The sequence below is a fragment of the Lactobacillus isalae genome, assembly GCF_947539375.1.
Taxonomy (GTDB): domain Bacteria; phylum Bacillota; class Bacilli; order Lactobacillales; family Lactobacillaceae; genus Lactobacillus; species Lactobacillus isalae.
The window spans coordinates 67186-90869 of the sequence record NZ_OX443569.1 but is presented as its reverse complement, the minus strand read 5'-3'; the positions used below and the strand labels follow the sequence as shown (position 1 = coordinate 90869).

The window sequence follows — 23684 nt, the reverse complement described above, 5'->3', positions numbered from 1 at the left end:
TAATTAAATATATTTTAACTCTAAAATGTTATCAATTCTATTAATATATAACAAAGACTTAATCCCAATAAAATATCAGAATTAAGTCTCAAAGCAGTTACTAATATTTATTTACTTTCCATTTTTTGCCACCAGCTAGGTAATTCAGCAAGTAATTTTTTTAATGCTTGTCCCCGATGAGAAATAGCGTTTTTTTCATCTACTGTCATTTCAGCAAATGTTTTTCCCTTATCAGGAACAAAGAAAAGTGGATCATATCCAAAATTTCCTTGTCCTTTAGGATAAGTTAAAATTTCACCACGGATTTCTCCTTGAGTTACCAAATCATCATCAAATCTCCCTGGCCATGAAACGACCATTGTAGTGTGGAAAGTAGCCTGCCTTTTTTCTCGTGGAACGCCACCTAATTCAGCTAATAACTTTGCATTGTTTAAAGCATCATTATGTGCCTCACCACCATAGCGAGCCGAGTACACGCCTGGAGCACCATTTAACTTATCAACTGATAGACCTGAATCATCAGCAAGAGTTGGTAAATTACTGAACTCTGCCATTTTATGGGCCTTTAGCTTAGCATTAGCCAAAAATGTTGTTCCAGTTTCTAAAACATGCGGCGGATCAGTTAAATCTTGATTAGTAATCACATGAATCGGAAAGTTATTCTTTCGTAAAGCTTCTTCAACTTCCTTAGCCTTATTCTTATTGTTAGTTGCAAATAATAAAGTATCCATTTTTTAATCCTCAGCATTTACATGGTGACCGATAATTGTATCATCATTCATCCATTGACGCGTAATTTCAGTAAACTTCTTTGCTTCGCCTGTAGTGTAATATTCATGTTTAGTATCAGAATCTGCTGAAAATAAATTATCACGTTGTAAAACATTATAAGTATATTGTGCCACTTGATCAGCTGGATCAACAATTTTTTTATCTTGACCAACCACTGCTACAATTTCTTCTCTTAGTAAAGGATAATGTGTACATCCTAAAACAAGAGTGTCGTAATCTGCATCTTTTAATGGTGTTAAACTTTCATTAACAACTGCCCTTTTAATATCTTCAGCTGGATCTGCTTCAGCTAAAGGCGCTAATCTGGGTTGAGCAAATTCACTTACTTTAATTTCTGGATCACGATATTGAATTTCTTTTAAATAGGAATGACTATCAATCGTTGCATTAGTTCCAATTACAGCCACATTTTTACTTTCTGTAGTTCTGGCTGCAGCTAATGCACCAGATTGAACCACTCCAATGATTTGCAATGGAACTTCTTTTTGAATAGTAGACATTGCTACAGCAGTGGCAGTATTACAGCCAAAAATAATGATTTTTACATCTTTACTTAAGAGGAAGTTTACACTGTCGCGAGTCAAAGAAATAATTTCTTCTTTTGAGCGATCGCCATAAGGCATATTAGCCTGATCACCAATAAAAATAGTTGATTCATTAGGCATTTTTTCAATTACTTTTTTTAAAACCGTTAAACCACCTAAACCCGAATCTAAAACTCCAATTGGTCGATTATCCATCAAAAAACCCCTTTAAACAAATGATGATTAAATTTTCTTTTCTCCTTCACCTATTTTAAGTTAAAATGTTATAGAAGACAAAAGGAAATGAAAGCATGGAACATACAAACGAACATCTTTATTTTTTAAATTCATTATATCGCGACTTTATCTTGCCAACTATTCTAGGTAGCGAAGATAAAGAAATTCTTTACTGGGCAGGTAAACACGTTAGTCGCAAATATGACTTATCAGAGATCGATGACTTAATTGAATTCTTTGACATGGCTCAATTTGGCACCTTAAAAGTTCTTAAAGATCGCAAACATACTGCAGTTTTTGAACTTTCTGGACAAGTTGTTACTGATAGACTAGACAGTCAAAGCGATGAATTTTCTCTTGAAAGTGGAATTATTGCAGAGTGTTTAGAAAGACAAAATGGTACACCTACTGAAGCGTCAGCTACGGTCACTAAAAAACATGTCGTTCAAATTACAGCTCAATCTGATTAATCATTTAATGATTTTAATCAATATAAAAAAGCGCCTAAATTAGGCGCTTTTTTATATCTCTAAATATTAATAAATTTTAGATTTTAACTCTAATTAAAAAATCAAATATTTAACAATAGCAGGCTTATTTATATGCATCAGCTTTTATCCATACTTAAGTAAAAAGTTCGAGACACTTTTGCTTAAGTGTTTTTTATTGTACAAATTGTGGCAAGTTGTTCTTTATTACAAATTATCATGCTCCTATAATCAATCAAAGTTCAATACAAATTGTATGAAAACAAACACTATATCTAGAATTGAGGTAAAACATGAATAAGACTGATGAACTTGTCGCCCAAGTAAAAAAGGCTGATGCAATTATAGTCGGTGCAGGCAGTGGTATGTCAAATGCTGCTGGAATGGATTTTTGGTATTCCGCAAGTCCTTTATTTATGAAACATATGAAATACTTCCATGATAAATATCATTTCAATGGTATCTTCAATGGATTTTATAATAAGTTTGACTCTAAAGAAGAACACTGGGCTTTTATGCTTGAAGCGATTAAGATGATTTCAACTATTCCACCACAAAAGCCTACCTATGAATATTTAAAATCTTTAATTAAAAATAAGCCTGCTCATTTTGTAACTACTAATCAAGATACCTTATTTAAAAAATTCTTTTCTAACGATCAAGTAAGTGAAATTCAAGGTTCATGGGATTATTATCAAGCTTCTGATACTACTACTGATCAAAAATTATATGATACAAAAACGCTAGTTGAAAAGTTATTACCACAAGTTAAAGATCATCGTCTACCAACTAATCTTATTCCAAGAAGTGATATCAACGACTCTGAATTAATTCCGTGGGCACGTAGTCCTGAATTTTTAGAAGGAAAAAAATACTATGAAGAACACCAAAAATGGAATAATTTTATGTCTAATCACCGTGATGAAAAAATACTGTTCTTAGAATTAGGTGTTGGTAGAATGACTCCAATGTTTATTCAAGAACCATTTTGGGAAATGACTAAATATCTAAAAAACTCTTTCTATATTAATGTAAATCCTAAAGATGCTTTAACTAATCCCGTAATTAAGGATCGATCACTATTGATTAGCGATGATATCAACAATGTCCTTAAAGAAGCCAGTGAAAAAATGAAAGGAGAAAATAATGACTAAACAAGCTGCTGAACTAGCAAAAAAATGGTTAAACGACGCAGAGGCAATTTTAATCACAGCTAGCAATGGTCTTTCTATTTCTGAAGGATTGAATCTATTTGCTAATAATCAAAAATTGAGAGATGTAGTAGGCAATGAACTGATTGAAAAATATCATCTACCTAACCTATTAACTGCTTTCGCTTTTCAGTACCCAAATAAGCTGGATTACTGGCGCGTAGTTGCTAGAGTTGTTGAATACTACAGCAACAAATACACACCTAGTGTATATATGAAAAACTTAAAACAAATAGTTGGTGATAAGCCTTATTTTGTTTGGACATCAAATGTTGATCACCATTTTTCTTTAGCTGGATTTAATAATTTATTTGAAATTGAAGGAAATTGGCTTGAAGGAGTATGTAGTGAACATCCCGAAAATCATGGCACCTATAATCTAGCTTCAAAAATTCACGAATTATATGAAAAAGATCAAGCGGGAGAACTAACTGAAACTGATATTCCAGTATGCGAACAATGTAATTCACCATTAGATTTAAATATGGCCGGCGATAATTTTCAAATTAATCAGCACCAAGTTAATAATTTTCAAAAGTTTATTCAAAAATATGAGAATAAAAAATTACTCATTCTTGAACTAGGAATTGGCCCAAGAAATCAATTAATTAAGGCTCCAAGCATGCAATTAGTAGCTGCCAATCCTAATAGTCGCTACATTACAATTAATAAAGGTGAAGTGTTAATTCCAGACTTAATAGCAGATCGATCAATTGGTTATTCAGCCACAATTGGGGATGCTTTTACAGAAATATTAACCGGTAAAAGTTATGGTGCTAAAACACAGGATCCTATCAAAAAAAATATAGAAAATAACCCTTCTCCTCAAGAACTTCAAAAGCAAGAACAAGCAATACAAAATTTTTATCCCAATTACATGGTCGACCAAAGCTTTCGTCCAGGAAGCTTTCCAATGTATTTAACTATCGATAAAGATCATCCTTCATATTTACATACCGTTAAGTACGGTCAATCTTTCATGTACTCAATTGGAGATGCAGCTATTGTGCATTGCTTTACTCAAAATGGACAATACTATAAAGTTAGACTAGGACTTGATAAAAGTAAAAATGAAGTTCATGGCTTTTACGCTGATCCAGGGACCTTTATTGCTATAGAAACTACAGATAATAATGGTGTAGGCTTCTCGCAAATTTCTACTGAAATCCCTAGTGGAAGCAATGGTGAGATTTTTATTCCGAAAAAAGAGAAATTACTACAATTGTTCCCAAATCAAAGTAAAATTATTGAACGTTTATCTATAAAAGAATAACAAGATTGGATTTGACCGCTAATGTCAGAAAATAAAACGAGAAAAACAGATCGTAGAACCTTATATACAATTAAAGTAATTAAAGATGCCTTTATAAAACTGGTTAAAGAAGAAGGTTACTCTAAAATTACAATTACACAAATTTGTCGCAACGCTGACATTACTCGTTCAACTTTTTATTTACATTTTTCATCTATTACTGATGTCTTAAATACAGTATTAGATGATGCCTTATTCTTAGTTGATGAAAATACTTTTAATTTAGATAATAAAAACTATTCATTTGATTACTTAAATAAAAATGAGTCTTTAGTACCAGCATGTCAACGAGTCGGTGATACAAATAAATATCAAAAGCTTTTAATGGATCCAGACTTAAGTGAATATATTATTGGACGGATTATAAAACACGAACGTAATAAAGTTATTCCTGCAATTATTGAGAAAACTGGACTAAATGCAGAAGACGCAGAAACGTTATTTATTTATGTAATTCACGGCTCATTTGCTGTTAATCGTGCTAACCATTTTAAGAAAAATGAAAAATGGGCTCACGATGTACAATTACTTAATCAGTTTACCAAGGCCGGGTATCAACAATTAAAAAAGAAACATTAGTAAAATTATCAATACAATTAATTCAAAAATAACTTAATTTTTAAGATCAAATCCTTTAAATTTTTTAGTAATTTTATATAAAATCACGTCAAATCTGCATTAATAAAAAATGGCTCTATAATAAATCCTGTTGATGGATATCTATGATATTCTATCGACAGGATTTTTTATTGCATAAATAAAGAGGCCATAGCTCTCTTAACTTAAAATCCTTCTTCGACCAATTCAATTAAGTTTACTAAGAGTTTGTGCTATGTCCTCTTTTAACGATTATATTAAATTCTCTCTTGATATTGAAGATCAAAACATTGTTTTTACTGATTATTTTAAAAAGTTTATTGATGGTAAATTTCATAAGGTCTATTTAGCTGAACTTATTCAGTCTTCTTGTCCTTATTGCCATTCTCATAATATTAAACATAATGGTCACTATACTTCTAACGTACGCTTTATTACTGCTGATGCTAGCAAGCCGATTACTATCAGACTTAGACAGCAACGTGTTCTCTGCAATAATTGCCTTAAAAGATCAATGGCTCAATCTAACCTTGTTAATAAATATTGCCACATCTCTAATAATTCTAAACGTAAAGTATTAGCCGCTCTTACAGAAGATCGTTCTATGACTAGTATTGCTCGAGAGCATAACTTATCAGTTAATACGGTTCAAAGAGTCTTGGAATCTTGTTCTTCTAAGTTCTACGATGATTTAGATCATTTTCCTGAGCACTTAGCTTTTGATGAGTTTAAAGGCGTTGGCAAAAAGCTCCACTTTATTTGCTTAGATGGTGATTCTCAACAAGTAGTCCAAATTCTTAGAACGTGTTTTAAGCCTGAGATTTTGCGCTACTTCTATAAGTTTACTCCGAAGGCTCGGGCTATGGTTAAGATAGTGACCATGGATCTTAACTGCTATTATCCAATCGTGGCTAGAGAGCTATTTCCTAATGCTCAGATTGTCATCGATCGTTTTCACATCGTGCAAATGCTCACCAGATCTTTTAATAGCTTATGAGTTCAGACTATGAAGCATTTTAAGAAGCAAAGCCGTGAGTATAAGCTATTAAAATCTACCTGGGAGCTTTATCTCATGAAGTATGACAAGCTCAACAAGTATCCGAGGTAAAGTGAGTAGATAAATCATTAAATCCACTTTTATTATGATTAAAAGCAAAAGTTCTTTTCTCAAACTCATCAGTTATTTGCGTTGCATAACTTTTACCTTGGCTAACCTCTATTCCTATAAAATTCACAAGATCACCTCACAATATTTATTGAGGCTAATATATTTTACTTACTCAATTTCTAAAATACGATCTTAACGATCAACAACCTAAATCTAGCTTTAAAAGAAAAATATATTAACGGGCCATTTTGACACAAACGAATTATCAATTCTTTCCTGTTGTCGACCTCAACCTCAACTTAATTTTAAACAAAAAAATAAGAGGTAAATCATAACATCGTCATGTTATGATTCATCTCCTACTTTAGGTTGTTTGACAAACAGCCTTAGTTTTTAGTTATTTTTCCCAGTAGTATGTTTAATTTCTAATACTTTTCTCGCAAAGGGTTGTGCAATAAGGGCTTCTACAAATAAAGCTATTCCAAAATTACGTGGCCAAATTTTTCCAAAATTCAAAATGGGATCCCAACTCAATTTTCTGCTCCCAATCCAAGAACCGATAATAGTCATCAAAAAGGAAATAATTAATACATCAAAAATTGTCAATACAATAATTTGCGCACTAAAACTATCTTTTCGATCCAATAATTGGTCCTTTAAAAAAGCTGCTGGCTTTTCAGCAATTATAACAGACACAATAACTGCAACCCAAATGAAGGGTAAAATTCGAAGTGTCATTACATAATTTTCCAACGTAAAACCAATTTCCATCATTGAAATTATTGGTCCTATGATGTTTACAGAGATCAAAGATACTATAAACATAAATAGTATCTTCTCTTTTAAATTACGTGGCAGTTTCATATAAAATTCCATAGTATCCTCCTAAAAACAAAAAAATCAGCACATCTAAAAATGTGCTGATTTCTTATACGCGCTTTATATTTGACTAAGATTATTATAACAGATATTTTAGTTTTAATTTAATAAAATTAGTCAGTATATTGATCTAAAATTTGTTCAAGTTTTTCTTTAGGAGTGTAGCCAGTTAAACGGTCAACAATCTTACCATCTTTTTTAATTAATAAAGTTGGGATTGCCATAATTCCTAGATTACGAGCAGTTTCTTGGTTTTGATCAACATCCATTTTGGTGAATTTTACATCATCCATTTCTTCTGAAAGTTGGTCAATTACTGGTGATTGCATCTTACATGGACCACACCATGTTGCCCAGAAATCTGTTAAAACAACACCTTCACTAGTTTCTTCATCAAAAGTTGCATCTGTAATTTCATCAACCATAGTTATTACCTCACAAAAAATTAAATTCTTTAAGTTATAAGTATATTTTAGTAGAGCTACTTACTTTTTGCAAGTATATTGCTTATTGCAAATGAACTATTGTTGCCCCAGTTCCACCTTGATTAGCTGGAGCATAGCTATAACTTTTCACATGACGATTTCTCTTCAAGTATTGCTGAACTCCATTTCTAATCGCTCCAGTTCCAATACCATGAATAATTGTAACAGTATTTAAACCTGCTAATAATGAAGCATCAAGATATCTATCTAAATTAGTTAACGCTTCTTCGTAGCGTTGTCCTCTCAAGTCTAATTCGCTACTTGCACGAGTAGAACGAAGACCACGACTAGAACGAACCGATTTTTCAGGTTTCTTTTGGCTAGTTTGGGCAGCAACTTTTTCAACATCGCGGTCAGTTACCTTGACCTTCAAAATACCAATTTGTACTTCAAATTCATGGTCACCTAGTTTTTTAGTAATCACACCTTGTTGACCGTATGAAAGAACTTTTACATTATCGCCTACATTTACATCATGACGACGCTTTTCCCGTTGCAATACTTTATTATTAGCCAAGTTTTGATTTTCACGCTCAAGCTTGTTCAAAGCTCCTTTAGCTTCAATAACCTTATTAGTTCTAACTTGACCACCAGCTCTTCTTTGCTGCTCAAGATCATTGATAATTTTATCAGCTTTTTGACGCTTCTTAGCAAGCAATTCATCAGCTTTTTCTTGAGATTTTTCAAGTTGTTTTTGTACTTGCTGGTTATACCAATCAAGTCCATTTTGAAGTTGCCGTTTAAGAGTGATACTTTGATCAACGTTTTGCTTTAAAGTTTCATGAAGTTGCTCAGCTGCCTTAGTCTGTTCAGTTAAGCGCTCAATCATCCTATTAATATCACTATCTTCATCATCCATCAAACTTCTAGCCTTATTAACTACAGCTTCATTCATCCCGAGCTGATGTGCAATCGCAAAAGCATTACTCTGACCAGGAATTCCAATTCTCAAGCGATACGTTGGAGCTAATTTCTTTAAATCAAACTCCATTGATGCATTCGTAGTTCGATCGCGATTATAGCCATAAAGTTTCAACTCTGGATAGTGAGTAGTAATCGCAATCTTAGCTTGTGCTTGGCGTAGATCATCTAAAATCGCAATCGCTAAGCTTGCACCTTCTTCTGGGTCAGTACCTGCACCAAGTTCATCAATTAATACCAAATCATCTTCAGTTACATCTTTCATAATTTTAATAATTTGATCCATATGTGATGAAAAAGTACTTAATGATTGCTCAATAGATTGTTCGTCCCCGATATCCGCATAGATTTCATTAAAGACTGTTAATTGACTACCTTCTTCAGCTGTAATAAATAAACCAGCTTGAGCCATTAATTGCAACAAACCTAAAGTTTTTAAGGTAATAGTTTTACCACCAGTGTTTGGCCCTGTAATTAACATTGTGTCAAAAGTAGTTCCTAATTCAATATTATTTGGAACTACCTTTTTAGAGTCAATCAATGGATGGCGTGCTTTTCTTAACTTAATAACATGATCCTGATTTAAAACAGGCTCTGTAGCCTTCATTTCTTTAGCTAATTTACTTTTAGCACTTAAAAAGTCTAGTTGAGTTAAAGCTACTGCATTATTCTTAATCTCTTTTTGATAAATACCAGCAAGTTCTGATAACTCAATTAAAATACGGTGAATTTCTTGACGCTCCTGAGCCATCAAATTTTGCTGACGATTATTAAGTACTAAAACTGCTTGCGGTTCCACAAATAAAGTCTGTCCACTAGCACTCTGGTCGTGAACAACTCCACCGAACTTATTCTTATATTCCTGTTTTACTGGTAAAACATATCGTCCATCTCTGATAGTCACAATATTTTCTGACAAATACTGAGTATGTTTTCCACTGATATAGTCATTCATATGATTCTTGATATCAGTCTCATTGCTTTGAATATCATGGCGAAGCTGCATTAATTTCGATGAGGCTGTATCTTTAACGGTTCCGTCATATTCAATTGATTGGTTTAACTTTTTAAACAAATCTTCTGAAACTGCTAAATTCTTAAGATATTTTTCAATAGGACGAGTATCAATTTCACGCTCTTCTAAATCGGACGTAAATTGATCAACATCTTTAGCTAAGCTAAGGATTAGAAAAATATTTCCTAGTTCTTCACCATTCAAATTAGCCTTAACTTTCAGTCTCCTTAAACTAGGTCCCACATCTTTAAAATCAGTTATTGGCATTGGCCCTTTAACTCTTAAGATATTAGAAAGTACTCTAGTTTGATCAATTGATTTTTTTACTTCATCAAAGTTACTACTTGGCATTAATTTCATAGCCTGACTCTTTGCAGGAGCTGTAATTGCCAAGTCACTTAATTGTCTAATTATGCGATTATATTCTAATTTTTCAATAATTTTAGAGTTCATATCTTTCACCTAGCAAAAAGGTCCCATAATTGGGACCATTTTTTATATTGTTGTAATAAATAAATTTATGAAGATTTGTGAAATTCCTGGAGAAAAATGCAAAATACCACTTGCTAAAATAGAATGTCCTAGCATATTTTGTAAACCATCGCTAGGAATTGTAGCTAAAATAAACAAAAGTAAATAAACACTAATCTGTGTCACAATAAAAGAAATAATTAAACTTCCCCAAAGATTTAAATTGGAATTTACAGTTACATACCTCAGCTGATTAAAACCTAACATTACAAAACGCCATAAACAACAAACCACCAATAAGATAATTGAAAAGGCAATTGCAGCATAAAATGACTTATCCAGGGTCAAGCCAGTAGTTTTATCAAAAAATGCAAAACTACTACGATCATTAGCTGAAGGATATGGAACCCAAAGATTTAAAAAGTTACTAAATGGTTTATACAATAAGGTAGCAAAAATTAATCCTACCACATATCCACCAGCAGCCAAACCTTCATATACTATCCCACGTCGATAGCCAACATAACAACAATAAATAAAAATTAATAAAATGAGAATAGAAATCATTGTTCATCCTTGATTAAGCAAAAAAGACTAGCTTCAATCGCCAGTCTTTTTTGAAGATTATTCGCCACTTAAGCGATCGTCTGACAAAAATGTATTTAAAACTCCTTGTACCATATTCCACTCGTCATCATCTGTGATTTCATGCAAGTCAGAACTAGTTACATCACCATCATCATCTGCGTCATAGCTGAAAGCTTGTACTTCGACATCATCATCGTCACTGACAGCTGCTGGATACAGTAAAACGTAAGATTTACCATAATCTTCAGACGTAAAAGTGAACAATATTTCAAATAATTCTTCATTACCTTGTTCATCAACTAAAGTAATTTGACGATCATTATCTTGGTTAGCGTTAATTTTTTCACTCATTTTGATTATCCTTTCTGGTTGCTTCTAAATAATTTTGTAAGATTAAAACAGCAGCCATTTGGTCAATAACTTTTTTTCGTTCAACACGATCATGGACACCGGCCTCTTCCACTAAAATTCTATCAGCCTGCACAGTTGTAAGGCGTTCATCCATATAATAGACAGGTAAGGCAAACTTTTCTTTCAAGCGTTCACCATACTGTCTACTTCTTTCTACTGAATGTCCGCTACTACCATCCATATTTTTGGGCAAGCCTAAAACAAAGCCCTCAACCTCATATTTACGCACAATTTTTCTAATTTGGCGCATACCAAAGCTAAATTTGCTTTCATCAATTTTAATTGTTTCAAGCTCTTGAGCGGTAATTCCCAAAGGGTCACTAATTGCAACACCGACAGTTTTAGAGCCAACATCAAGTCCAAGTAATCGCATTATTTATTTTTACCTAAATAACTCTTAACCAATTCCTCAATAATTTCATCACGTTCATGTTTCAAGATTAAATTACGTGCATCATTATGCCGAGGAATATATGCAGGGTCGCCTGAGAGCAAGTACCCAACAATTTGATTGATTGGGCTATAGCCTTTTTCCTCAAGTGCATTGTATACATCTTGTAGAGTATCGTATACATTTTTACCCTTATTTTGGTTAAAGTCAAAATGCATTGTTTTATCTAGCGAACTCATAATAAAATTCCTCCTATTCTTCTTAATTCTACTTGAAATATCGAACGAACTCAATTAATTTTGTTTTTCTTCAACTTCTTGTAACACTTTATCAATAGCATCTTTTAAGCCTGCTGGATTCTTACCACCAGCTTGTGCCATATTTGGACGGCCACCACCGCCACCACCAAAGATAGGAGCAGCGGTTTTAATTAAGTTACCAGCCTTAAGACCAGCCTTAATTGCCTTATCGTTCAAGCTAATAACCATGTTAGCCTTGCCATTAACTTCAGCAGCTAAAACTAAAACGTCAGACTTATCACTGCTCTTCCAATTATCAGCAAGTTCACGCAAGTCATTCATGCCTTCAACATCAGCTTGTACAGCAATTACAGTTAAATCTTTAACTTGCTTAACATCATTGAACAAGTCACCAGCTTTAGCCTTGTTAATTTGAGCTTTCAATTGTTCAGCTTCTTTTTGACTTGAACGTAAGTCTTCTTCAAGGGAAGAAATCTTGTTAGTTACATCTTCAACCTTAGTTGCCTTAACTTCATCTTGAACTTCCTTCAAGATTTCGTCACGGTCTGTTACATACTTGTAGGCTTCTGGACCAGTGACAGCAATAATTCTACGAGTACCAGCACCAACAGCAGATTCAGAAACAATCTTAAGCATACCAATTTGGTCGGTGTTTTCACAGTGCGTACCACCACAGAATTCAGTTGAGAAGTCATCGATTTGAACAACGCGAACTGTATCACCATATTTTTCACCAAATAAGGCTAAAGCACCCATCTTCAAACCAGTATCAGGATCAGTAACAGTTGTTTTAACTGGAATTTCTTCCCAGATCTTTTCGTTAACGATCTTTTCAACGTTAGCAATTTCTTTCTTAGTCATTGGCTCTAAACTAGTAAAGTCAAAACGTAAGTAATCTGGTTCAACCAAAGATCCAGCTTGGTGAGTATGTGTACCTAAAACTTCACGTAAAGCTGCATGCAATAAGTGAGTAGCAGTATGGTTGTGCTTTAAGCCACGACGACGTTTTTGGTCAACTTTCAAGATATATTCTTGTCCCTTTTCAAGTGGCAAAATAACATCAACAAAGTGCAAGTTTTGATCGTTTGGTGCATGTTGTACATCAGTTACGCGGGCAACTAATTCACCATTTTGGTTCAAAATTTCACCGTGGTCAGCAACTTGTCCACCACGTTCTGCGTAAAATGGAGTCTTATCAAAGATTAAAGTTGCGTGTTCACCATCAGCCTTGTCAACTAATTTGTCGTCTACAACAATATCTATTAACTTAGCATGCTTTTCTTCTAAAGTGCCGTATTCAAACTCACTCTTGTCCTTGATATTCATCAAAGTAACATCTTGTGATCCCATTGATTGCAAGTTACCACGAGCCTTACGAGCACGTTCTTTCTGGGCTTTCATTTCTTCATCAAAGCCCTTCTTATCAACCTTAAGGCCAGCATCTTGAGCAGCTTCAAAAGTTAATTCGTATGGGAAGCCATAAGTATCAAACAACTTGAATGCATCTTTACCAGAAACAGTCTTGTCATCGCTCTTCTTAGCTTCAGCAATAATGTTATCAAGTAAGTTCAAACCAGAAGAAAGAGTTACTTGGAATCTTTCTTCTTCATTCTTAATTACTTTTTGAATAAATGCTTGTTGATCAACAACTTCTGGATAGTGGCTCTTCATAATTTCGCCAACTACGGGTACTAATTTGTATAAAAATGCGCCTTTAATGCCTAAACGTTGCCCGTTTAAGTCAGCACGTCTAATTAAGCGACGTAAGACATATCCACGACCTGAATTTGAAGGAAGAGCACCATCAGCAATTGCGAAACTTACTGCACGAACGTGGTCAGCAATGATCTTAAATGCTACATCGTCTTCTTTATTTGCAGCATACTTCTTACCATCACTTAACTTTTCAGTTTCTTTAATAATTGGCATGAATAAGTCAGTTTCAAAGTTAGTTGGCGCATCTTGAATAATTGAAACCACACGTTCTAATCCCATACCGGTATCAATATTTTTATGTGGTTGATCAACATATTTACCATTTGGTAAGTGGTTGAATTGTGAGAACACAATATTCCAAATTTCAAGGTAGCGAGCATTTTCCCCACCTGGGAAGTTTTCTGGATCATCTTCAGCAACGTCATTATTTTCTTGACCACGGTCATAGAAAATTTCTGAGTCAGGACCACATGGACCTTCACCGATATCCCAGAAGTTATCTTCTAATTTAACAATGTGATCTTCAGGTAAGCCAACAACATCATGCCACATGTGGTAAGCTTCTGTATCTTTAGGATAAACAGTCACATATAGTTTGTCTGGGTCTAAGCCTAGCCATTTTGGGCTAGTTAAGAATTCCCAAGCCCAAGGGATAACTTCTTTCTTAAAGTAATCACCAACTGAGAAGTTACCAAGCATTTCAAAGAAAGTTTGGTGACGTGCAGTCTTACCAACATTTTCAATATCGTTAGTTCTAATTGATTTTTGAGAAGAAGTAATTCGGTGATTCTTAGGTACAACAGAACCATCAAAATATTTCTTCATCGTAGCAACACCAGAGTTAATCCATAATAAGGTTGGATCATCTTGTGGAATTAATGATGCACTTTGCATAACCATGTGGCCATGCTCTTTAAAAAAGTCCAAGAACATTTGACGTACTTGTGAACTAGTCAATTGTTTCATAAAAATCTCCTACAACAATACAAAAAACACTATTGCATTTAACAAGGACGCTCCCAGCGCGGTACCACCTTGATTGCAACAGTGTTTGTTACCTCTTAATTATTTATTATTTATCAATTTAAAGTTAGGTAGCATTACTTAGTACTTCTAGATCTTCTCACCTATATTAGATCCTCTCTTTGAAGAAAATACTCCAGTAATATGTCCTAAACGTGATTTATTTTACTACAAATTTTCTAGTTGTCAAAATTACTACGTGCTTGTTCACGTTCGCGCTTACGTCTGCGTTTAGCTTTTCTGACTTGATGACGTTCTTCAATCTTCCGCTTTTGCTGACGGTCCTTTTGAATAGCTTGCTTAATTTTCTTCTTATAACCTGGCTTTACTTTTTTCTTAGTCTTCTTTACCATCCCGATCATTCGATTATCAAGCTTATGGTTACGCACTTGACGATTATCACGACGATGATAGTGAGCTCTTTCAACTAGTTCACCATTTTTAATTTCCTTAAAATCAAAATGGATACCTAATTTTTCTAAGTCTTCAATTTGTGACATTTCATCATCATAAATCAAAGTAATTGCATGCCCTTCAAGACCGTTTCTACCAGTTCTGCCGATTCGGTGAATTACAAATTCAAGATCTTTAGGAATTTCATAGTTAATTACTAAACTAACGCCAGGGACGTCAATTCCTCTTGCAGCTAAATCGCTAGCTACAACATACTGATATTGCCCCTCTCTAACTTGGCGAATAATTCTTTTACGTTCACGTTCTGTAATTCCACCATGGATCTTAGCCACTTTAAGGCCTTGCTCTTCCAGATAATCAGTTAGTTCATCCACCGTCTTTTTTGTATTGGCAAAAACTAAGGCTAAGTATGGTTGTCCCATAGTTAGTAACTTATACAAAATTTCTTTTTTATCTCGTGATCCAACATCAATTAGGTCATTTTGAATCGTTGGTGCAATAATAGCTGGATTATCAATAACGATGAATTCTGGCTTTGACATATACTTTCTTAAAAAGTTTTCAAGCTTGACTGGAATAGTTGCTGAAAAAGCACCTAAAACAACTTTTTTGTCTAACTTAGATATAATTTCATCCATTTGACTTAAAAAGCCCATGTCTAAAGTCATGTCTGCTTCATCGATAACAAAAGCTTTAACATTATCTAAATTAATGACTTTCTTAGATGAAAAATCATGTAAACGACCAGGAGTGGCAATAATTAACTGAGGCGCTCTACTTTCAGCTTTTTCAATTTGGCGATTACGATCGTTTCCACCACCTAAATATTCAATTGAAATGTTTAAACCACTAGCATCCCTCAATTGACGTGCCACTTTATACAATTGATTAGCTAATTCACGACTTGGAGCAGTCACCACAGCTTGCGTCACTGGTGCAGTTTCATCAATCATATTTAAAATTGGAATCAAATATGCATGTGTCTTACCTGATCCAGTTGCAGCTTGTACAACAACATTTTTATTATCTAAAAGTGCTGGAATAACTGAAGCTTGTACTTTGGTTGGTTTTTTAAAATTAATTTTTTCTAGTCCAGCTTGTAATTTTGGACGAATTTTCTTGCTTTGAAATATACTACTTGTTTGTGCCATGTTCCTCATTGTATTTCTTAGTTACTTCTACTACTTCATCAAAGACTTGCTTTACTTCGTTCATATCTTTGGCATTGGCACCAGAGGCTAATGCATGGCCACCACCATCATGCTTTTCTGCTAAATGGTTAATAACTGGGCCCTTTGAACGATAATGAACACGGAAAGTACCATCCGGCTTTTCAACAAAAACATTCCAAGCCAAAACATCTTTAATTCTACCTGGAGTTGAAACTGCCACATTTGCTTGATCGTCAGTTAATCCCATTTTCTTCAAATCGTCTTGCATTAAAATTGTGTATGCTGCTCCAACTGGATCAATTTCCATTTTATCCATTGCCAAAGCTTGTAATTTTGCTTCGTCAAAAGTAACGTCCGCAATTTCTCTCGCAATATCAGTAATGTTAATTCCTGTTTTAGTTAATTCAGCTGCTACATCGAAAGTGTGAGCTGAAGTTTCAGGATACATGAATCTACCAGTATCACCCACAATACCTGCATACAAAGCTGCTGCAACTTCCTTAGTTATTGGCAAATTTTCTGCTTTTAAGAAATCAAAAATGATTTCAGAAGCAGCTGGTGCATCTGGATCTACGTAACTCATATCCGCATATGGATCAACATCTGGGTGGTGATCAATCTTGATTAACAAGTCACCTTTATCATAATTTTTGTTAGAGATACGTGGAGTATTTGCTGTATCAGTCGTAATTACCAAAGCGCCCTTGTAGTCTTCAGGTGTAACCTTATCCATTTTGTTAATCCAAATTAGGTCACCTTCGTCATTCTCACCAGCACAAAGGATCTTTTTATCTGGAAAAGCTAATCTTAATGATCTTGCTAAACCAGCTTGAGAACCAATAGCATCTGGATCAGGACTAGTGTGACGGTGCAAAATAATTGTTGGATATTCTTTTATTTTTTCATAGATTTCATCAAAAGTTGCCATTAATTTTTCTCCTCAATTTTTCTTAATTCATTTTATCATTATTAGTTTTCAAAAATATCTAACGATAAATTTTCAACTGGATGTTCTTCAAAATCTGTTACGGTAAGACCTAAAAGTCTAATTCCTGTTGAAAGCATACTTTTTTCTGTTTCAAATAAAGCACGCCCCGTGTCATAAATAACAATTTTATCATTAGTTCCCTGTTTTAGCTTTCGCCTTTTGGTAATAGTTTTAAAGTTTACATCACGAACCTTTAGAACTACACAATTTGCAAGGAAATGTCGCTTTTTCAGCCTAGCCTCAAGTTCACTGCTATAAGCTCTAAGTCTAGTTAGAGCTTCATTTTCGTCAAATAAACTTTGATTAAAAGTTCGCTCAATCCCAATTGATTTACGATTTCTTTCAGAATCAGTTACTACTGTACGCAAATCAATCCCATGAGCATGCTGAGCAATCAAGTAACCCATCCGATTAAATTTCTTAATTAAAATCTCTGTTGGAATTTTTCTTAATTCTGCCCCAGTATAGACTCCCATTTTGGCCAATCTTTCCTGCGTTTTAGGTCCAATTCCGGGAAACTTTTCGATTTTTTGTCTTGCTAAAAAATCAAGCGCACTTTCTGGGCTAATTACTGTTCTACCAAATGGTTTAGCGTATTCCGATCCCATTTTGGCTAAAAACTTGTTGTAAGACACGCCAAATGAACTCGTTAATCCAATCTTCCGGTAAATTTGTTCCTGAAGAATTGTAGCTATCCGAACTGGATCATCCAAATGAAGCTTATTTTTAGTAACATCTAGATAAGCTTCATCTAAAGCTACCGACTCTACTCGATCGGTCATTTGATGCATCAAGCGATGAATTTCAGCAGATACAGCACGGTATTTTTCAAAATTAGGTTGAATAATTACTAATTTTTCTGCTGGTATTAACTTAACCGCCTTAGCTGCCGGCATAGCCGAATGAACACCATACTGTCGGGCAATATAATTGGCCGTTGCAACAACACCATGTCCTTTATTTTTTTTAGGATCGCCACCAATTAAAACAGCTTTATCTTTTAAATTAGGATTGTCGCGAATTTCCACTGACGCATAAAAAGCATCCATATCCAAGTGAATAATTTTACGGCTAGTATTATTTTTAGGCAGTAAGTCCATTAACGGTAAATCCAGTGTTCACTATCTTTTTCAAAGATATGATTACTTGATTCAGTACCAAATTCATCACTTGGATATTGTTCAAGCTGCTTAATGTCTTTATTTTCTTCTTGCCATGCATCTTCAACTGCATCAACAAATTTCCAGTATTGCTTTAGTTCTGACCAATGAGTGAAGTTAGTACGGTCCGCTACAAAGACATCATGAAGCAATCTTTCGTAACCATCTGGAACTTGATCCATTTCTTCTTTAGAGAACTTATAGCTAAGATGCTCCCTTCTCAAGCCCTCAGAAGTAATTTTTTTACCGTTAATCGTGAAGAAAATTTCGCTTCTTGGATCAATAATAATTGAAATATTATTCGAGTGAGCATTCCCATATAAATTATTCATATGATGAAGCACAATATCAATTCTAGAAACCTTGTCCTTCATCTTTTTACCAGTTCTAAAGTAAATTGGGACACCAGCTACAGGACCTTTTTTGAAGTTAATTTCTCCAGCTACAAAAGTTTCTACCTTAGAATCAGGAGCAACTTGATCTGTCTTTAAGTACTCTACTTCATCATCACTAGCTAGATATTGTCCGCGTGAAAAATGTTTCTTGACCATTTCTGGAGTTGGAATTACCAAGCTATCTAACAACTCCTGCTTTGCTTCATGTATATGATCGGAATCAAGGGCTTTTGGTTCAGGCATTGCTAAGAGAGTAATAATTTGGAAAATATGATTCTGTACCATGTCTCGCAAAGCACCAGAAGTTTCATAGTAACCACCACGAGTCCCTACGCCCAAGCTTTCCGCAAGAGTTACTTGCATATTTGCTATGTATTTTTTGCACCAAATATTATTAACAATTGGATTCGTCATTCTAAGTGGCATAATATTTTGAACCATTTCTTTGCCAAGATAGTGGTCAATACGGTATACCGAATCTTCATTAAAACTTTCGCCAATTTCTTGATTTAATTTTTCAGCAGAGGCTAAGTCATGACCAAATGGTTTTTCGATTACCAAACGATTAAAGCCACTACCAACTAGTTTTTGATCGTTAATGTGAGTTGCAATTGTACCAAAAAATCTTGGAGCCATTGCCATGTAGAAAATACGATTTCCTTGAGCTTGATACTTATCATCAAGTTTCGTAGCTAATTCTTTTAAGGCAATATAGTGATCCGTATCAGTTACATCGTGAGATTGGTAATAAAAATGTGAAGCAAAATCCTTAGCATCGTGTTCATTAAAGTTATCGCAACTTTCTTTAATTGCTTCGACAACTTGTTCTTGTAAATATTCATGGCTCCATGGTCTTCTGGCCGTACCAATTACAGCAAAATGATCGTGAATCAAGCCTTTTTGATATAAGTTAAATAAAGCTGGATAAAGCTTTCTATGAGCCAAATCACCTGAGCCACCAAAAATAATCATGACAACTGGAATATTTTTCATTCTAACTACCTACCTATAAAATTAACTTTACCAATTTCTATTTTACAATACTAGCTAAGACAATAAAAAAATAAAAACGTCCTTGCGGACGTTTTTTATTTTTCTTCAGAATCAGTATTTTCAGTTTTATCAGAAGTAGTTGTCTCTTCTGGCTTACTGTTTTCAGCGGTCTTGTCTTCAGTTTCAACTTTTTCTTCTTTTGCTTCGTTAGATTTAACATCTTGAACAGGAGCTGCAGCAGTTGGAAGCACACGACGAATAGCCATTCTTTCAAATGTTAAGAAAATTCCATCTGCATCAATAACAACAGTCTTGTCGCTATCATTAATTGAATCAACTTTACCGTGAAGACCATCAACCATAATTACTTGATCGCCCTTCTTAAGTTCAGACATCATCTTCATACGTTCTTGTTGTTGCTTCTTTTGTGGCTTAATCATTGAGAAGTAGAAGAAAACAAAAATTGCAATCATTGCAATAATCATAAAAATGTTATTCATACCAGCTGCACTTTGTGCTAAGAAAAATGTATTCAAAGTATTACACCTCATTATTTTTATTAATTAACTTTCAAACAATAATTATACCGTATTTTTAGCTTAACTAAAAACTTACTCTGCTTTTTTTGGTGGATATCCTAATTGTAAATAAGCTTTTTGCGTAACGCTTCTTCCTCTAGGAGTTCGAGTAATAAATCCCTTTTGAAGTAAATATGGTTCATAAACTTCTTCAATTGTATCAGTATCTTCACCAACATTAGCTGCAATAGTCTTAATGCCAACGGGGCCTCCGCCATAATTTTCAATCATCATTCTTAAAAGTTTTCTGTCGGTTTGATCTAATCCTTCATCGTCAACTTCTAATAGATGAAGTGAATGTTTAGTAGTTGCTAAAGAAATAGCTTCTTCGCCCTTCACTTCAGCAAAATCGCGAACTCTTTTTAGCAAGCGATTAGCAACACGCGGCGTTCCACGAGAACGACGTGCAAGTTCAATTGCTGCTTCAGGATCAATCTTTGTATTAAAGACTATACTAGACCTTTGAATTATTTTTTCTAGATCAGCTACAGAATAGTACTGCATATGTTCAATAATTCCAAAACGATCTCTTAAAGGTGCTGATAACTGACCAGCCCTGGTAGTTGCTCCAATCAAGGTAAAAGGAGGTAGGGGGACATGGACAGCATGCGTTGTTTGTCCTTCTCCAACAACAATATCAATATAAAAGTCTTCCATTGCTGAATATAAAACTTCTTCAACAGGTTTGGCTAGTCGGTGAATTTCATCAATGAATAAGACATCCCCAGGATTTAATTCTGAAAGAAGTGCTACTAAGTCTCCCGCTTTTTCGATCGCAGGACCTGACGTACTCTTTAACTGTACCCCCATTTCATTAGCAATTACAAAGGCTAAAGTAGTTTTACCTAAACCAGGGGGTCCATAAAGCAAAACATGGTCTAAAGCTTCATCCCGCTGCTTAGCAGCCTTGATGTAGATTTTCATCTCGCTTTTAACCTTATCTTGTCCAATATATTGAGCTAGTAATTGCGGACGCAACGAAAGTTCAATCGTTTCATCTTCTTCACTGCTTTCAGCGCCTATAATTCGCTCTTCATCGTTCACATCTTTCACTTCCTTGTCATAAACTAACTAATTTTATTTTTTAAGCAATAACGATAATGCTTCCTTAACATAACCGTCTGCCGTATTTTCAGGCAACTTTGCAAGCTTTGGTGTAATTCGATCAACTTCTTTTTGCGTATAACCCAAAGCAACTAAAGCAAGCAAAGCATCTTGCAGACTTGGTGAAAGATCAGCACTTGGAACAGCTTTCTTCACATAATTGCCTAATTTTCCTTTTAAATCTAAAACAATTTGAGAAGCGGTTTTCTTCCCCACTCCAGGAAAGCGAGTTAAGTATTTTACTTCTCCATTTTGAATTGCACTAGCTAAAGAATCAGTATCTTCAGCAGCCATAATTGCCACTGCTGATTTAGGCCCAATTCCTGAAACGCTTAACAATTTTAAAAATAATTCTTTGTCTTCTAAAGATAAAAAACCATATAAAGTAATTCCAGTATCTCTGACTACTTGTTCAACAAAAATAGTTGCTGGCTGATTTTCTTGGTAACTATAGGGAGTGGGACAAAGAATCTTATATCCAACTCCATTTACATCTAAAACTACATAAGCTGGATCGATTTTTGCTACTATTCCTTTGAGATATTCAAACATTTTACCTACTCATCTTTTTTAAACATTTTATTGAGATCATTCTCACTCAATTGGACAATGATAATTTTACCCTCAAAATCCTGATATGGATCGCTACTATTTCTCAAATTTTTCAATAATTCTTGAGCTTCAATTGGATTTAGCGTCATTCTTCTTAAACTTTGTCTTCTTGTTATTTCACCGGCAATCTGGGATTTAAGTTTGATAGAATCTTCTCCATTTTGATTTAGATATAAATCTAAAATCATCCGCACATTCTTTTCTACATCTGGTTGAAGCCAAAGTGGATAAGTTCTTAAAATCAAACTATTTTGACCAAAATCTTCTAAAAATAGTCCTAGTTCTTGGAGATTTTCCAAATTTTCTTTTAATTTCAAATAGTCTACATTACTAAAGTCTAAAATTAACGGACTAAGCAAGCCTTGTTGAGAAATGTTTTCACCATTTAAATCTTGAAAAATCTGATCATATGCTAGTCGTCTATAAGCTGAAATTTGATCAATTAGGTACAGATCTTCGTCATGACGAGCAATTAAATAAGACTTTGTTTGTCCTAAGTAAGTTAATTCAGGAAGATTATTAGCTAAGATTTCATCGCCAGAAGAAATAATGCTATCATCTTTTCCTTGAATATCCTTTTCTTCATCAAATGGACTCAGTTGCACTTGCTTATTAACATTTTCATCCCAAGTTGGGGTAATTACATATTTATCATCGTTCCGTACCTTATCCAAACTAACAAAAGTAGCAGCTGTTTCATGAACTTCTGCACTTTTGTCAGCTTCAACTTGTGGTGTAAATTCAACTGGACGAGCCGTATTAACGACATCTTTATTTAAATTAAATTTTAATTGATCAATATTTGTTGATTTTTTAGGCGTTAATAAATTATCTAAACCTGAATCAATCTGACTATTTTCTTCTAAGGCTTCTGAAATGCTAGTCGTTAATAGACGCTCTAATTCTTGTTCTTTAGACAAACGCACTTCTTGCTTAGTCGGGTGAACATTGACATCCACTAACAGTGGATCAAGTTCAATCTTTACGACAGCGATTGGGTAGCGGCGCGGTCTCAGCTTACTACCATAGCCAGCAATAATTGCTTGAGTTAAACGATAATTCTTTATATAACGGCCATTCAATAATAAAGAAATAAAGTTTCTACTTGAACGTGTAGTATTAGGATCAGAAATCAAACCCGTGATCTTAAAATCAGGGCTGCTACCCTTTAGTACGTCCATTTTTTCAGCAAGCTGACGACCATAGATATTCGCGATATCTTGTCTTAAGTCATTACGTCCGTTGGTTTTTAATAAAATTTTACCGTTATTAGTTAGAGTAAAAGCAACATTCGGATGTCCTAAAGCAAGTCGATTAACAATATCAACAATCTTTAAAATTTCAGTTCTTTCAGAGCGTAAATATTTGAGCCTAGCTGGTGTATTAAAAAATAGATCACTAACCGAAATCTTTGTTCCCTTTGGTGAAGCAGCATCCTCTTGCAATTTTTTCTCGCTTCCAGCAAAAATTGCGCGAATGCCGCCCAAATTATCGCTACTTGTAGTTACTTCAACATGAGAAACTGCCGCAATTGACGCTAAAGCTTCTCCGCGAAATCCTAGGGTAGAAATATTGAACAAGTCTCTCTCAGTTGCAATCTTACTTGTTGCATGACGAGTAAAAGCTAAATCAATTTGATCTTTTGCAATTCCGCTCCCATTATCTTGAACTGTAATTTGCTTTAAACCAGCATCAATAAAATCAATTCTAATCCTGCTACTACCGGCATCAAGGGAGTTTTCACACAATTCTTTAACAACACTAGCTGGTCGTTCAATAACTTCACCAGCAGCAATTTGGTTAGTTAGTTCAGGTGAAAGTTCATGAATTTTACTCATG

22 protein-coding genes and 1 pseudogene are annotated in these 23684 nt (G+C 34.4%); 5 read left to right on the top strand and 18 right to left on the bottom strand.

From position 1 onward, the window contains the following. Positions 1 to 107: 107 nt before the first annotated feature. A complete protein-coding gene (locus QM512_RS00475; RefSeq protein ID WP_282805610.1) occupies positions 108 to 731 on the bottom strand; it encodes an XTP/dITP diphosphatase in 624 nt (207 codons plus the stop codon). A 3-nt stretch (positions 732 to 734) separates the two neighbouring features. After that, positions 735 to 1532: a glutamate racemase gene (murI, locus tag QM512_RS00470; protein WP_282805609.1), complete on the bottom strand. Its 798-nt coding sequence runs from the start codon at positions 1530 to 1532 to the stop codon at positions 735 to 737. A gap of 95 nt (positions 1533 to 1627) precedes the next feature. Here murI and QM512_RS00465 point away from each other — a divergent pair, with 95 nt between their 5' ends. The 5 genes and pseudogenes from QM512_RS00465 to QM512_RS00445 all read left to right on the top strand — a co-directional run. Continuing rightward, positions 1628 to 2023, top strand: coding sequence for a YslB family protein (locus QM512_RS00465; protein WP_282805608.1), 396 nt, complete (start codon positions 1628 to 1630; stop codon positions 2021 to 2023). A gap of 311 nt (positions 2024 to 2334) precedes the next feature. Continuing rightward, entirely contained in the window at positions 2335 to 3195 is an 861-nt protein-coding gene (locus QM512_RS00460; protein WP_282805607.1) for an SIR2 family NAD-dependent protein deacylase, read from the top strand. Continuing rightward, positions 3188 to 4525 (top strand): cupin domain-containing protein, encoded by a 1338-nt coding sequence (locus tag QM512_RS00455; RefSeq protein ID WP_282805606.1) that lies wholly within the window; start codon positions 3188 to 3190, stop codon positions 4523 to 4525. Before QM512_RS00460 ends, QM512_RS00455 begins: the two co-directional genes overlap by 8 nt. Positions 4526 to 4546: 21 nt before the next feature. After that, on the top strand, positions 4547 to 5143 hold the full coding sequence (locus tag QM512_RS00450) for a TetR/AcrR family transcriptional regulator (protein WP_282805605.1): 597 nt from the start codon (positions 4547 to 4549) through the stop codon (positions 5141 to 5143). 253 nt (positions 5144 to 5396) lie between these two features. Next, positions 5397 to 6257: pseudogene (locus QM512_RS00445) on the top strand (ISL3 family transposase); the annotation flags it as partial. Between the two features lie 405 nt (positions 6258 to 6662). On the opposite strand, the gene QM512_RS00440 reads toward QM512_RS00445, so the two are convergent. From QM512_RS00440 to mutL, 16 genes are all read right to left on the bottom strand, one after another. Continuing rightward, positions 6663 to 7145 (bottom strand): hypothetical protein, encoded by a 483-nt coding sequence (locus QM512_RS00440; RefSeq protein ID WP_282805604.1) that lies wholly within the window; start codon positions 7143 to 7145, stop codon positions 6663 to 6665. Positions 7146 to 7261: 116 nt separating this feature from the next. Then, the gene (trxA, locus tag QM512_RS00435; protein WP_282805603.1) at positions 7262 to 7573 is read right to left on the bottom strand and encodes a thioredoxin; all 312 of its coding nucleotides are present in this window, start codon (positions 7571 to 7573) and stop codon (positions 7262 to 7264) included. 82 nt (positions 7574 to 7655) lie between these two features. After that, entirely contained in the window at positions 7656 to 10022 is a 2367-nt protein-coding gene (locus QM512_RS00430; RefSeq protein ID WP_282805602.1) for an endonuclease MutS2, read from the bottom strand. 42 nt (positions 10023 to 10064) lie between these two features. Then, on the bottom strand, positions 10065 to 10607 hold the full coding sequence (locus QM512_RS00425) for a CvpA family protein (RefSeq protein ID WP_282805601.1): 543 nt from the start codon (positions 10605 to 10607) through the stop codon (positions 10065 to 10067). A 57-nt stretch (positions 10608 to 10664) separates the two neighbouring features. Next, a complete protein-coding gene (locus QM512_RS00420; protein WP_282805600.1) occupies positions 10665 to 10979 on the bottom strand; it encodes a DUF1292 domain-containing protein in 315 nt (104 codons plus the stop codon). Beyond that, positions 10972 to 11412: a Holliday junction resolvase RuvX gene (ruvX, locus tag QM512_RS00415; RefSeq protein ID WP_282805599.1), complete on the bottom strand. Its 441-nt coding sequence runs from the start codon at positions 11410 to 11412 to the stop codon at positions 10972 to 10974. The genes QM512_RS00420 and ruvX overlap by 8 nt, the downstream gene beginning before the upstream one ends. Further along, on the bottom strand, positions 11412 to 11669 hold the full coding sequence (locus QM512_RS00410; RefSeq protein ID WP_003647717.1) for an IreB family regulatory phosphoprotein: 258 nt from the start codon (positions 11667 to 11669) through the stop codon (positions 11412 to 11414). The genes ruvX and QM512_RS00410 overlap by 1 nt, the downstream gene beginning before the upstream one ends. Positions 11670 to 11723: 54 nt before the next feature. Then, the gene (gene alaS / locus QM512_RS00405) at positions 11724 to 14372 is read right to left on the bottom strand and encodes an alanine--tRNA ligase (protein ID WP_282805598.1); all 2649 of its coding nucleotides are present in this window, start codon (positions 14370 to 14372) and stop codon (positions 11724 to 11726) included. Positions 14373 to 14608: 236 nt separating this feature from the next. Beyond that, positions 14609 to 15994 (bottom strand): DEAD/DEAH box helicase, encoded by a 1386-nt coding sequence (locus QM512_RS00400; protein ID WP_282805597.1) that lies wholly within the window; start codon positions 15992 to 15994, stop codon positions 14609 to 14611. Beyond that, positions 15978 to 16943, bottom strand: coding sequence for a DHH family phosphoesterase (locus tag QM512_RS00395; protein WP_282805596.1), 966 nt, complete (start codon positions 16941 to 16943; stop codon positions 15978 to 15980). The genes QM512_RS00400 and QM512_RS00395 overlap by 17 nt, the downstream gene beginning before the upstream one ends. A 41-nt stretch (positions 16944 to 16984) precedes the next feature. Beyond that, positions 16985 to 18103, bottom strand: a complete 1119-nt coding sequence (dinB, locus tag QM512_RS00390; RefSeq protein WP_282805595.1) for a DNA polymerase IV — start codon at positions 18101 to 18103, stop codon at positions 16985 to 16987. Next, entirely contained in the window at positions 18103 to 19551 is a 1449-nt protein-coding gene (zwf, locus tag QM512_RS00385) for a glucose-6-phosphate dehydrogenase (RefSeq protein ID WP_282805594.1), read from the bottom strand. Before zwf ends, dinB begins: the two co-directional genes overlap by 1 nt. A 95-nt stretch (positions 19552 to 19646) precedes the next feature. Continuing rightward, positions 19647 to 20102: a preprotein translocase subunit YajC gene (gene yajC, locus QM512_RS00380; protein ID WP_282805593.1), complete on the bottom strand. Its 456-nt coding sequence runs from the start codon at positions 20100 to 20102 to the stop codon at positions 19647 to 19649. Between the two features lie 60 nt (positions 20103 to 20162). After that, the gene (ruvB, locus tag QM512_RS00375; protein ID WP_282805592.1) at positions 20163 to 21182 is read right to left on the bottom strand and encodes a Holliday junction branch migration DNA helicase RuvB; all 1020 of its coding nucleotides are present in this window, start codon (positions 21180 to 21182) and stop codon (positions 20163 to 20165) included. Positions 21183 to 21206: 24 nt separating this feature from the next. Beyond that, complete coding sequence (gene ruvA, locus QM512_RS00370) at positions 21207 to 21785, bottom strand: Holliday junction branch migration protein RuvA (protein WP_282805591.1); 579 nt, start codon at positions 21783 to 21785, stop codon at positions 21207 to 21209. Positions 21786 to 21790: 5 nt separating this feature from the next. Continuing rightward, the gene (mutL, locus tag QM512_RS00365) at positions 21791 to 23683 is read right to left on the bottom strand and encodes a DNA mismatch repair endonuclease MutL (protein ID WP_282805590.1); all 1893 of its coding nucleotides are present in this window, start codon (positions 23681 to 23683) and stop codon (positions 21791 to 21793) included. Position 23684: the final 1 nt, after the last annotated feature.